Source organism: Cryobacterium sp. 10C3 (assembly GCF_034314285.1).
Classification (GTDB): Bacteria; Actinomycetota; Actinomycetes; order Actinomycetales; family Microbacteriaceae; genus Cryobacterium; species Cryobacterium glucosi.
The window spans coordinates 3567087-3579288 of the sequence record NZ_JAVIWF010000002.1; the positions used below are offsets into that span (position 1 = coordinate 3567087).

General features: G+C 69.3%; 10 protein-coding genes and 3 pseudogenes. 11 read left to right on the forward strand and 2 right to left on the reverse strand.

Annotated features, from left to right (window positions below; translation table 11 throughout):
- The first annotated feature begins 13 nt into the window (after window positions 1–13).
- From RGU41_RS17930 to RGU41_RS17940, 4 genes are all read left to right on the forward strand, one after another.
- On the forward strand, window positions 14–532 hold the full coding sequence (locus RGU41_RS17930) for a PLDc N-terminal domain-containing protein (RefSeq protein ID WP_322136986.1): 519 nt from the start codon (window positions 14–16) through the stop codon (window positions 530–532).
- Window positions 525–1547 carry a thiamine pyrophosphate-binding protein gene (locus RGU41_RS21080; RefSeq protein WP_416173167.1) on the forward strand — a complete coding sequence of 341 codons (1023 nt, stop codon included), beginning with the start codon at window positions 525–527 and terminating at the stop codon, window positions 1545–1547. Before RGU41_RS17930 ends, RGU41_RS21080 begins: the two co-directional genes overlap by 8 nt.
- Complete coding sequence (locus RGU41_RS21085; RefSeq protein WP_416173168.1) at window positions 1487–2419, forward strand: hypothetical protein; 933 nt, start codon at window positions 1487–1489, stop codon at window positions 2417–2419. Before RGU41_RS21080 ends, RGU41_RS21085 begins: the two co-directional genes overlap by 61 nt.
- A gap of 77 nt (window positions 2420–2496) precedes the next feature.
- On the forward strand, window positions 2497–3372 hold the full coding sequence (locus RGU41_RS17940; protein WP_322136987.1) for a polyphosphate kinase 2 family protein: 876 nt from the start codon (window positions 2497–2499) through the stop codon (window positions 3370–3372).
- A 144-nt stretch (window positions 3373–3516) separates the two neighbouring features.
- Here RGU41_RS17940 and RGU41_RS17945 read toward each other — a convergent pair whose 3' ends face one another.
- The gene (locus tag RGU41_RS17945) at window positions 3517–4743 is read right to left on the reverse strand and encodes an isochorismate synthase (RefSeq protein WP_322136988.1); all 1227 of its coding nucleotides are present in this window, start codon (window positions 4741–4743) and stop codon (window positions 3517–3519) included.
- A 158-nt stretch (window positions 4744–4901) separates the two neighbouring features.
- Between RGU41_RS17945 and RGU41_RS17950 the strand changes: the two are divergent.
- From RGU41_RS17950 to RGU41_RS17960, 3 genes and pseudogenes are all read left to right on the forward strand, one after another.
- A pseudogene (locus tag RGU41_RS17950) lies at window positions 4902–5583 on the forward strand (class I SAM-dependent methyltransferase).
- 30 nt (window positions 5584–5613) lie between these two features.
- A complete protein-coding gene (locus RGU41_RS17955; protein ID WP_134558656.1) occupies window positions 5614–6684 on the forward strand; it encodes a polyprenyl synthetase family protein in 1071 nt (356 codons plus the stop codon).
- A 10-nt stretch (window positions 6685–6694) separates the two neighbouring features.
- Window positions 6695–8154: pseudogene (locus tag RGU41_RS17960) on the forward strand (FAD-dependent oxidoreductase).
- Window positions 8155–8277: 123 nt separating this feature from the next.
- Here RGU41_RS17960 and RGU41_RS17965 read toward each other — a convergent pair.
- Entirely contained in the window at window positions 8278–8766 is a 489-nt protein-coding gene (locus RGU41_RS17965; RefSeq protein ID WP_134448794.1) for a YajQ family cyclic di-GMP-binding protein, read from the reverse strand.
- Window positions 8767–9108: 342 nt separating this feature from the next.
- On the opposite strand from RGU41_RS17965, the pseudogene RGU41_RS21090 reads away from it, so the two are divergent.
- From RGU41_RS21090 to RGU41_RS17985, 4 genes and pseudogenes are all read left to right on the forward strand, one after another.
- A pseudogene (locus RGU41_RS21090) lies at window positions 9109–9237 on the forward strand (RND transporter); the annotation flags it as partial.
- Window positions 9238–9710: 473 nt separating this feature from the next.
- Window positions 9711–10151 (forward strand): hypothetical protein, encoded by a 441-nt coding sequence (locus RGU41_RS17975; RefSeq protein ID WP_322136990.1) that lies wholly within the window; start codon window positions 9711–9713, stop codon window positions 10149–10151.
- Window positions 10152–10229: 78 nt separating this feature from the next.
- Window positions 10230–10937, forward strand: coding sequence for an ABC transporter ATP-binding protein (locus RGU41_RS17980; RefSeq protein WP_322136991.1), 708 nt, complete (start codon window positions 10230–10232; stop codon window positions 10935–10937).
- Window positions 10934–12166 (forward strand): ABC transporter permease, encoded by a 1233-nt coding sequence (locus tag RGU41_RS17985; protein WP_134448796.1) that lies wholly within the window; start codon window positions 10934–10936, stop codon window positions 12164–12166. Before RGU41_RS17980 ends, RGU41_RS17985 begins: the two co-directional genes overlap by 4 nt.
- Window positions 12167–12202 lie beyond the last annotated feature (36 nt).

Below are 12202 nucleotides of genomic sequence, written 5' to 3' on the forward strand. Positions count from 1 at the left end.
GTAGAATGAGCGGATGGTAAAGGTGTGGCTTGTCGTAGGAATTGCGGTCATTGTCGTGACCGTCTATGCGCTCGTCGAGTGTGTCACCTTCGACCGCGGTCGGATCCGCGGATTGCCGCGCTGGGTCTGGGTCTTTGTGATCGTCCTGGTCCCCGTCGTCGGCGCCCTGCTCTGGCTGTTCATCGGCCGTGGCAGCAACCAGAGTTCCGCGCCCGGTCGCGGCCCATCGCGGCAGCTGGCCCCCGATGACGATCCCGATTTTCTGAAGAGCCTCGGCCGTGACCGGCTCCAGGAGGAGCGCATCCGCCAGATGGAGCAGGAGCTCGCCGACCTCGACAAGCCGGACGCGACCGACAAGCCAGACCGACCGGGCAAGGGCCAGAACTCCGGCCCCGGCAAGGGGCAGGCCGCCGGCAACGCCGGGCCATCGACGGGCCAGTCCACCGGCCCGGCGAAGGGTCCCGCCGCAGCCGAACCCAAGAAGACGACCGACCCTGGCGAGGGCGAACTGCCTGGCCGCCGGGATGCCTGACCCGATCCTGACCGACACCGCGGCCGTGGGTGAAGGCCTGCCCTTCACCAGTCCGGCGGCCACCGGCAGCCCCGCGACCGATTTCAGCGTCGCCCTCCTCGGCGCGTTCGTGAGCCGCGGCATCCGCGACATCGTCGTGAGCCCCGGTTCCCGCTCGCAGGCGCTCGCCCTGGTCGCCGCGGAACTCGAACGCCTCGGCCTGGTCCGCCTGCACGTGCGCATCGACGAACGCGGCGCCGGTTTCCTCGCGCTCGGCCTCGCGGTCGAGACCGGCGTGCCCGCCCTCGTGATCTGCACGTCCGGCACCGCCGTCGCCAACCTGCACCCCGCGGTGCTCGAGGCCCATCACTCCGGGGTGCCCCTCATCGTGCTGACGGCCGATCGCCCCGTCGAACTCCGCGGCATCCGCTCGAACCAGACGACCGTGCAGACCGGGCTCTTCGGCGTCGCGACCCGGCTCTGCCTCGACGTACCGGCCCCCGGTGCTGCTGCGATTGCTGCTGCCGGTGCCCCGGCCGGCCATGCCGGCGATGCCACCGAGTCCCGTGCCGACGGTGCGGGCCGTTCTTCCGACGCTGTCCGCGCTGCCGAACTCGCCGCCCGGTCGATGGATGCCGCCACCGGAGGCCGCTCGCTCGACCCCGGTCCCGTGCAGCTCAACCTCGCCTTCCGGGAGCCCCTCTCCGCCCCCGTGACCCTTGAGCGCTCCGCCGACCCGGCCGCGACGACGACTGAGCCGCCGCTGAGCCACGGCCAGACCGACGGCTCACCCGCTTTCGCGGTGAGCGGTGACGTGGTGACGGGTGACCAGGCCGCACTCGTCGTCGACGGGGGCTGCGCACCGTCGTGGTCGCCGGCACAGGCGCGGGGAGTGCTGCAGAGGAGTTCGCCCGGGCCGGAGGCTGGCCACTGCTCGCGGAGGTGTCGAGCAACGCCCGCTTCGGGCCGAATCTCGTGGCCGCATACCGTGAGCTGCTGCAGGCCGAGGACTTCGGCGGCAGGGTCGAGCGCGTGATCGTGTTCGGACATCCGTCGCTGAGCCGGGAAGTCCCGGCCCTCATCCAGCGGGACGACGTCGAGACGATCGTCGTGGCCCCGACCGGCGCCGAGTGGTACAACCCTGGGCACCGGGTGCGCACGTTCGCCCGCACGGCGCGTGTCGGCGCATCCGCTTCGTCCGAGGCGGAAACCCGCGACGGCCGGGCCTGGCTCGGCAGCTGGGTGATGTCGAGCCGGCGCGTTCTCGACGCGGCGACCGAAGACGCGGATGTCCCCTTCGGCGCCCACGGGATGACGCGCGCCGAATTCGCAGCCCTCCGCGCTCCCGTCACCCGGAGCATGCTCGTCGACGCCGTCTGGCGGGCCTCCTGGCCGCACGACCGGCTGGTGCTCGGCGCGTCCCGGTTGATCCGCGAGGCGGACCGGCGGGTGCCGGGCAAGAAGATCTCCGTGCACTCGAACCGGGGCCTCGCGGGCATCGACGGCACGATCGCGACCGCGACGGGTATCGCGCTCGCGAGCCAGGCGTTCCAGCACGGCAGCGAACCGCGCTCGACCGGCACGACCCGGCTGCTCCTCGGCGACCTCGCCCTGTTGCACGACGCGGGATCGATGCTCCTGGTCCCGGGCGAGGCGCGGGCGCGGCTGCAGGTCATCGTCGGCAACGACGGTGGCGGAACCATTTTCGACGGGCTCGAGGTCGCGGCATCCGCCCCCGACGACTTGATCAGCAGGGTGCTCTACACACCGCAGGGCGTCGACCTCTCCGCGATCGCCGCAGCATACGGCTGGGAATACGACCGGGCGGCGACCCGCAGCGAGCTCGAGCGGGCGCTCACCGCGCCGCCGCTCGGACCGAGCCTGCTCGAGGTGCCGCTTACGCGCTAGGTTTTCTCCATAGCCTTACGCGGGCCCGGCTGCACAGTCTCAGTCTTCCTGCGGTTTTCGACGAAGGGTGCATCATCATGAGCGGACTCAACCAAAAGTTTTGGGATTCAGACCCGATCGAGACGCTCCGCGTCGGCCCCGGATTCCGGCTCGCCTCCGTCGACCCCGACGCGACGCCCGGCTTCGACGGGGTCGTGAAGAAGAACGCCGACAAGGCGCTCGCCTCGGGCGTGGGTCTGCTCGATTCGCTTCAGGAGAAGCTCTACGCCAATAGCCGGGCTTCCGCAGACGACGGCGGTGGCCGCAAGGTGCTCCTCGTGCTGCAGGCCATGGACACCGCAGGGAAGGGCGGCATCGTGCGGCACGTCGTCGGGTCCGTCGACCCGCAGGGTGTGCGCCTCACCGCGTTCAAGGCACCGACAGCGGAAGAACGCGCGCACGACTTCCTCTGGCGGGTGCGGAGCCGCGTGCCTGGGCCCGGCCTGATCGGGGTCTTCGACCGCTCGCACTACGAGGATGTGCTGATCGCCCGCGTGCACGAGCTCGCCCCCGCCGAAGAGATCGAGGCCAGGTACGGGCAGATCCGCCAGTTCGAGCAGGATCTCGTCGACGACGGAACAACGATCGTCAAGGTCATGCTGCAGATCAGCTCGGCAGACCAGAAAGAGCGGCTGCTCGAGCGCCTCGAACGCCCGGACAAGCACTGGAAGTACAACCCGGGCGACGTCGACGAGCGGATGCGCTGGGCGGACTACCAGACGGCATACCAGCTCGCCCTCGAACGCACCTCGACCCCCGACGCGCCGTGGTTCGTCGTTCCCTCGGGCAAGAAATGGTACGCGCGCCTCGCCGTGCAGCACCTGCTGATCGACGCCCTCGAGCGTCTGGACCTCGACTGGCCGCCCGCCGCCTTCGACGTCGACGCCGAAAAGGCGCGCCTCGCAGCCACCTGACCCGTCCCATCCGCCCACTCCTCCCGTTCATCCCGCGAGAGTACGAAATCGGCCCTTATGGGGCCGTCTTTAGGGCCATAAGTGTGCTCTCGCGGTTCACGGCGCTGAGCGCTGAGCGCAGAGCGCAGCGGAGGAGGAGGGGAGTTAGCCGAAGGCCTCGACGATGGGGCGAAACTTCATCCGGGTCTCGGCGAGCTCGCGGTCGGGCTCTGAACCGAGGACGATGCCGCAGCCGGCGTATGCCGTGACGTCGCCGCCGGGAGTGACCTGGGCGCAGCGCAGCGCGATCGCCCATTCGCCGTCGCCGTCCGCTCCGACCCAGCCGACCGGCCCGGCGTACCGGCCGCGGTCGAAGGGCTCGAGTTCGCGGATGAGCGCAAGCGCTGCCTGCGTCGGCGTTCCCGCGACCGCCGCCGTCGGGTGCATGGCGGCGATGAGGTCGAGGGAGGTCGATCCGTCGGAGAGGGTTCCCTCGACATCCGTCGCGAGGTGCCAGAGGTTCGGGAGCTTGACCGTGAACGGCAGCTCGCTCGTGAGCAGGTGCGAGGTATGCGGGCGCAGCGAGGCGAGCACGCTCTGCACCGCGAAGGCGTGTTCGTCGCCGTCCTTCGCGCTCGTCGCGAGCGCGGCGGCGGCCTCGAGGTCCGCTGCGGCGTCGGCGCCGCGCGAGACGGTCCCGGCGAGCACCCGGGCGTTGACCTCGCCGTGGTCGGCGCGGATCAGGGTTTCGGGGCTCGACCCGACGAGTCCGTCGACGGCGTAGGTCCAGCAGTCCGGGTATCCGAGGGCGAGTTCGCTGATCGTGCGGCGGAGGTCCGACTTCGCCGGAAGGTGGCCGCGGAGGTCGCGGGCGAGCACGACCTTGTTGACCTCGCCGGCCGAGAGACGCACGACCGCCTCATCGACGGCTGCCTTGTATGCCTCGGGCCGCAGCGTGCCCGAGAGCAGCGAGATCCGGTACTCCGTGCCCAGCGGATGCAGCGCCACCGGAATTTCCGGAGGAGTGCCGCCGGTCGGCCAGATCCGGGTGACCCAGCAGAGACCGTCCTCACGTCCGACGATGACCTCCGGAACGAGCAGCACGCTCGTCTCGGCGGATTCGTCGTCGAAGGCGAAGGTTCCGAACGCCAGCAGGCCGGTGCCCGTTCGCGCGAGGGGATCGGTCACCGTCGCAGCGGCGACGACGTCCCGCCACGCACTCGCGGCATCCGTCATGCGGGTCGGGCCCGAGAATTCGAGCCGCAGCGCCGAGCCGAGGCCGGCGAGGCCCTGGTTGCGGCGCATCCAGAGCAGCGGCTTCTGGGCGTCGAGGAGAAGGACCAGTTGTCGAATGTCGGCAATGGGAGTGGTTTCAACCGTTAGGGCCTGCACATTCACTTGCCCAGCCTATGCCAGCCGCCACGACGACCGGCTTCCCGGACTCCAGACTGCCCCTATCACCGGCTTCGCAGGATCACCGGGGAACGGCAACCTAGACTGTTGGAGTGAACAGAGCAGACCTCAGTAAGCAGCCGGAGCAGGTCGCTGCCATGTTCGATCAGGTGTCGACGCATTACGACCGCACGAACGCGGTGCTCTCGGTCGGAAACGCCGCCCTGTGGCGGCTCCAGGCGACCCGCGCCGTCAACCCCCAGGCCGGCGAGCGCATCCTCGACATCGCCGCGGGCACCGGCACCTCGAGCGTCGCGCTGACCCACACCGGCGCCCACGTCGTCGCCGCCGATTTCTCCGCCGGCATGATCGCGGTCGGCCGCGAACGCCAAGCGAGCAACCCGCTCGTCAAGTTCGTCCAGGCCGACGCCGACGGCGCTTCCGTTCGCCGACAACGAATTCGACGCCGTCACGATCTCCTTCGGCCTCCGCAACGTCGTGGAACCGCGCAAGGCGCTCGCCGAGTTCTTCCGCGTCACCAAGCCCGGCGGCAGGGTCGTCATCTGCGAGTTCTCCACCCCGCCGAACCCGGTCATCCGCAGCGCCTATTTCGCCTACCTCAACCAGGTGATGCCCCGGGTCGTCAAGCTCGCCTCCTCGAACGCCGAGGCGTACGACTATCTCGGCGAATCGATCGCCGCCTGGCCGACCCAGCCCGTGCTGAGCGGATGGCTCCGCGAAGCCGGGTACGAGTCCGTCGCCTACAAGAACCTCACCCTCGGAATCGTGGCGCTGCACCGCGGCGTCAAGGCCGCCCCCGCGGCAGTCCCCGCCGACTGAAACTCCCCACCCAATGGATAGGCTGTCAGAGTGAAACCGAGTCTTCCCCTGTTCCGGCGCGGCTCCTCCGTGACGAGCCAGATCGGCCTCAGCGATCGAATCTTCTCGACAGCGGATGACCGGGGCCTTGCCGCCGGAATCGACGCCGGTCTCGAGCGGGTCGAGGCGAGCCTCTTCGCCGAGATCGTCTTCGCAGACGAGATCGCAAGCGTCACCACCCGGTACCTCCTCGAAGCCGGCGGCAAGCGGGTTCGCCCGATGCTTGCCCTCCTCACCGCCCACCTCGGCAGCGGTGGGATCACCGACGTCGTGACCGCGTCGACGGCGATCGAGATCACCCACCTCGCCTCGCTCTACCACGACGACGTCATGGACGACTCCGGCCAGCGCCGCGGCGTCCCGAGCGCCCAGACGGTCTGGGGAAACTCGGTCGCGATCCTCACCGGCGACCTGCTGTTCGCCAGGGCGAGCCAGCTGATGGCCAAGCTCGGCGAGCGGGCCATCCGCCTGCAGGCCGACACCTTCGAACGCCTCGTCATGGGGCAGCTGCACGAGACCGTCGGCCCGCACGCGGGCGACGACCCGATCGAGCACTACATCTCGGTGCTCGCGGACAAGACCGGTTCGCTCATCGCGGCAGCGGCCCAGGCCGGCATCATCTTCTCGGATGCGCCCGACGAATTCGAACAGCCTCTCGTGAGCTTCGGCGAGAAGATCGGCGTCGCGTTCCAGCTCATCGACGACGTGCTCGACCTGTCCCCGCAGCCCGAGGCGACCGGGAAGGTGCCAGGCACCGACCTGCGTGCCGGGGTCGCCACCCTGCCCCTGCTCAGGCTCCGCGAGCGCGCCGCCGACGAGCCGGCATCCGCGGCCCTGCTCGAGCGGCTCGAGCGGGACGTCATGAGCAGCCAGGGCACCCGCTCAGAGGCGGCCGACTCCGCGATTGCCGCGCTGCGCGACCACGAGGTGACCGCACAGACCCTCTCAGAGGCCCACGGCTGGGCACACGACGCCGTTGCTTCCCTCGCTCCCCTGCCCGACGGGTCCGTCAAGAAGGCGCTGACCCGATTCGCCGACACGATCGTCGAGCGTTCAAGTTAGAAAGGTCGTCATGACCGAGAAGCGCCCCACCGACCAGCAACCCGCGAAGCTGCGCCTGGCGATCGTCGGGGCAGGGCCGGCCGGCATCTACGCCGCGGATATCCTGCTCAAGGCGGAACGCAACTTCGAGGTCTCGATCGACCTGTTCGACCACCTCCCCGCGCCGTACGGGCTCGTACGCTACGGGGTCGCGCCGGACCACCCCCGCATCAAGGGCATCATCACCGCCCTGCGCGACGTGCTCGACCGCGGCGACATCCGCATCTTCGGAAACGTGCGCTTCGGGGTCGACATCACGCTCGACGACCTCAGGAAGCACTACAACGCGGTCATCTTCGCGACCGGCGCCGTGCGCGACGCCGACCTCAGGATCCCCGGCATCGACCTCGTCGGCTCCTACGGCGCCGCCAAGTTCGTGAGCTGGTTCGACGGCCACCCCGACTACCCGCGCACCTGGCCGCTCGAAGCGAAGCAGGTCGCCGTGATCGGCAACGGAAACGTGGCCCTCGACGTGGCTCGGATCCTCGCGAAGCACGCGGACGACCTGCTGCCCACCGAGATCCCGGCGAACGTCTACGACGGGCTCAAGGCCTCACCCGTGACCGACGTGCACATCTTCGGGCGTCGCGGACCGACATCCGTGAAGTTCACGCCCCTCGAACTGCGTGAGCTCGGCGAACTGCCCGACGTCGACATCGTCGTCTACGACGAGGACTTCGACTACGACGACGCCGCGCGCGCCGCCGTTGCGAGCAACAAGCAGGTCTTCGTGATCGACAAGGTGCTCGGCAAATGGCGCGAACGCGCCCACAAGCTCGCCGAGGACCCGCAGGCGGGCGCGAGCCGCCGGCTGCACCTGCACTTCTTCGCCAAGCCCCTCGAACTGGTCGACGACGGCACCGGCCGGGTCGGCGGCATCCGCTACGAACGCACAGCGCCGGACGGCCAGGGCGGCGTCGTGGGCACGGGGAGATCCGCGAGCTGCCGGTGCAGGCCGTGTACCGCGCGGTCGGGTATTTCGGCTCGCCGCTGCCCGGGGTGCCGTTCGACAAGAAGCACGGCGTGATCCCGAACCGCGAGGGGCAGGTGCTCTCCAAGGGCGACCCGTCGTCTGGTGCGGGCAGCGCCAACCAGCAGCTCTACGGCGTGTACGCGACCGGGTGGATCAAGCGTGGGCCTGTCGGCCTGATCGGGCACACCAAGTCCGACGCGATGGAGACCGTGCGGCACCTGATCAACGATCTCGGCAACTGGTGGCGGCCCGAATCCCCGTCGGAGGAGAGCGTCGTCGCGCTCCTCGAGGAACGCGGCGTCGAGTACACGAACCTCGACGGCTGGCACCGCCTCGACCAGCACGAGCAGGCGCTCGGCGCGGCCGAGGGCCGGGTGCGGATCAAGGTCGTGCCCCGCGACGAGATGGTCGCCATCTCCCGCGCCGTCGCGCCAGCAGCAGTGACCGCCTCGGCCTAGAACCCGAGCAGTTCGCTGACCACCTCGCCGAACACGGCGAGGTGGGCGTCGACGTCCGCTGCGGTGGTGTCCGGGCTCATCAGCGCCATATCGTGGAACGGCGTCAAAAGGATGCCCCGATGCCTACCGGAAGTTGACGAACTGCAGGGCGACGTCGAGGTCCTTGCCCTTGAGCAGCGCCATCGTGGCCTGCAGGTCGTCGCGGCTCTTCGAGCTCACGCGCAGCTCATCGCCCTGGATCTGGCTCTTGACGCCCTTGGGGCCCTCGTCGCGAATGATCTTGCCGATCTTCTTCGCGTTCTCCTGGTCGATGCCGGCCTTCATCGAGGCCTCGATCCGGAATTCCTTGCCGGAGGCGTACGGGTCGCCCGCGTCGAGGCTGCGCAGCGAGATGCCGCGCTTGATGAGCTTGGACTCGAAGACCTCGAGGATCGCCTTGACACGCTCCTCCGAGTTCGCCTTCATGAGCACCTTCTCGCCGCTCATCTCGATCGAGGCGCCGACGTTCTTGAAGTCGTAGCGCTGCGCGACTTCCTTGTGGGCTTGGTTGAGGGCGTTGTCGACCTCCATCGGGTCGACCTTGCTGACGATGTCGAACGTTGAGTCTGCCATGACAGCAATGTTATCGGCGGATGCTTCGCCCGGCATCCGCACACCGGCTCACGCACCGGGCATGCCGGGCTCATCGGGAACTGATAGCCGCTGGAGGCCGCGGCCATAGCCCTGCTGCGTACCGTTGCCGACGCGGCAGTCAGAAGCCGCGCACGAGCTATCGAGGAGACCATGAAACGGCCACAGTTTCTCACGCACATCCGCCCACGAACCTGGGTGGTTGCCGGCGTCATCGTGCTCGCCCTCGCGGGCGGCAGCATCTACTGGTTCGGATTCGCCGTTCCGGCGAACACCAAGTCCACGGTCGCCGCTCCCATCACCACCGCAGCGAGCCTGACGACCATGCAGAAGACCGTCGACAGCGACGGCACCGCGACCCCGACCGTGAACGACTCGGTCAGCTTCGCCGTGTCCGGTACCGTCACGGCCGTGCCGGTCGTCGCGGGGACCACCGTGACCGCTGGCCAGGTGCTCGCAACCGTCGACACGCTCAGCCTCGACGCCGCCGTGCTCGAAGCGCAGGCGACGCTCGCGACCGCGAAGGCGAAACTCGCCACGAGCGTGAGCGACAGCGATGGAACCGCCGCTGCCGTCGCTCAGATCGCGGCCCAGACGGCATCCGTCGCCGTCGACGAGGCCGCCGTCGTGACCGCGCAGGCCGCAGTCGCCGGTGCGACCCTCACCGCCCCCGCCGCCGGCCTCGTCACCGCGGTCAACGTCGCCGTCGGCGACGTGATCTCCTCGGGCAGCTCGGGCAGTTCTGGGGCAGGGGAGCCACGACCGCCTCGACCGCCTCGACCTCTACGAGCACGGCCGACTTCAGTATCGTCGGAACAGACTCGTGGTCGCTCTCCCTCGCCATCGGCGAGTCGGACATCGCGAACGTCGCGGTCAACGACCAGGTCGAACTCTCCCTCGACGACGGCACCGCGTTCTTCGGAACCGTGCAGTCCGTCGGCATCCTGCCGTCGACGACCTCCGGAGCGGTCACCTACCCCGTCGTCGTCGCCGTCACCGGCGACCCCGACGGCCTCTACGACGGCGTCGCCGTCACGGCCAAAATCGTCTACGAGCGTCGCACCAACGTGCTCACCGTCCCGAGCGCCGCGGTCACGACCGCGGACGGCGTCTCCACGGTGAAGACCCTCGACGCCTCCGGCACTGCGGTTGCGACGACCGTCACCGTCGGCGAGACCGTCGGCAACGTCACCGAGATCCTCACCGGGATCGCAGAGGGCGACGAAGTCGTGGTCGTGACATTCACCCCTGGCTCCGGCAACAGCGGCTCGACGACCGACCGGCAGAGCGGCGGCAGCGGCGGATTCCCGTCCGGCGGCCCGCCCTCCGGTGGAATGACCCAGGGAAACGGGTCGAACGGTGGTTGAGCCGCTCGCGAACCCGTTCGCCCCCTGCCCGCGCCCCAGGCGGCGGTACCGTCCGCAGCCCTGCCCGCCCACCCGTGGGTGCTCGAAGCGGATGCCGCAGGCCCCGTCATCGAGCTCATCGACGCCGGAAAGACCTACAAGTCCGGCACCATCGAATTCGAAGCGCTGAAAGGGATCAACCTCGCCATCCACGAGGGCGAGTACGTCGCCATCATGGGGCCGTCCGGCTCCGGGAAATCCACCATCATGAACATCCTCGGCTGCCTCGACACCCTCACCCGCGGCCAGTACCGCCTCGGCGGCACCGACGTCGAGGAGCTCGACGAGATCGAACTCGCGAGCGTGCGCAACCAGCAGATCGGCTTCGTCTTCCAGGGCTTCAACCTGCTGTCCTCGCTCCCGGCCTGGCGCAACGTCGAACTTCCGCTCGTCTACGGGCACGTCCCGCGCGAGGAACGCAGGAAGCGCGCGAGCCGCGCCCTCGAACGCGTCGGCCTCGGCGACCGCCTCGACAACAAGCCTGGAGAGATGAGCGGTGGCCAGCAGCAGCGCGTCGCCGTCGCCAGGGCCCTCGTCGGGGAACCGACCATGATCCTCGCCGACGAACCGACCGGAAACCTCGACTCGGTGTCGACCCGCGACGTGCTCACCCTGTTCGACGAACTCAACGCCCTCGGCCGCACGATCGTCCTGATCACCCACGAACTCGAGGTCGCCCAGCGCGCCCGCCGCATCGTTTGGGTCAAGGACGGCGCCATCATCAGGGACGAGGTGAATGCGGCATGACCTGGATGGAGAGTTTCCGCACCAGCTGGAGCGCCGTCTACTCCCACGCCCTGCGTTCGATGCTCACGATCCTCGGCATCCTGATCGGCATCGCCGCGGTCATCCTGACCGTCGGCCTCGGCCTCGGCACCCAGCTCGACGTCAGCGCCCAGATCAGCTCCCTCGGCAGCAACCTGCTCATCGTCGCCCCCGGCAGCAGCACGAGCACAACGGGAACCCGCGGCGGCTTCGGCACGAGCGCGACACTCACGATCAAGGACGCCGAGGCCCTCAGCTCCACCGTGAACGCCCCCGACATCTCCGGGGTCGCCCCGGAGAGCACCACCTCGCTCTCGCTGACGGCCAATGACACCAACTGGACGACGACGGTCACGGGAACCACGACCGCGTGGACCTCGGTGCGGCAGCGCACCCTCGCCCGCGGCTCCTTCTTCACCCAGGCCCAGGCGGATGCCTCCGCAGCGGTCGTCGTGCTCGGCTCGGAGACCGCCGACGAACTCTTCGGCACCCAGAACGTGGTCGGCCAGTCCGTCGTGATCAGCGACAAGACCTTCCAGGTGGTCGGCGTGCTCGCCACGGCGGGCTCGGATTCCTCGAGCAACCTCGACGACGTGGCCATCGTGCCGTTCAGCACGGCGGCCACCGCCCTCGTCGGCGGCACCTCGAGCAATGCGGTGTCGACGATCTACCTGCAGGCCGCCTCGGACACGCAACTGTCCGCCGCGTACCAGGAGGCCGACGCGCTCCTGCTCAACCTGCACTCGATCTCCTCGACGGACGACGCCGACTTCACCATCAGCAGCCAGGACGCCCTGGTCAGCACCGCGACAGCGGTCTACCAGACCCTGACGATCCTCCTCACCGGCGTCGCCGGGCTGTCGCTCCTCGTCGGCGGCATCGGCGTGATGAACATCATGCTCGTCTCGGTTTCCGAGCGCACCAGGGAGATCGGCCTCCGCAAGGCGCTCGGCGCCCCGCCGTGGGCGATCCGGCGCCAGTTCCTGATCGAGGCCGCCATCCTCGGGCTGTCCGGCGGAATCCTCGGTGCCGTGATCGGCGTCGTTGCCGCCCTGACCCTGCCCGCGGTGATCGGAAGCTCGATCGTGGTGTCCCCGCTCGCGGTCGGGCTGTCCATCGGCGTGGCGATCGCCATCGGCATCGTCTTCGGGGTCTACCCCGCCACCCGGGCGGCCAAGCTCGCGCCGATCGATGCGCTCAGGAGCGAGTAGCCATGCGCGTCAACCGAACCCACGCCCCGCACGACT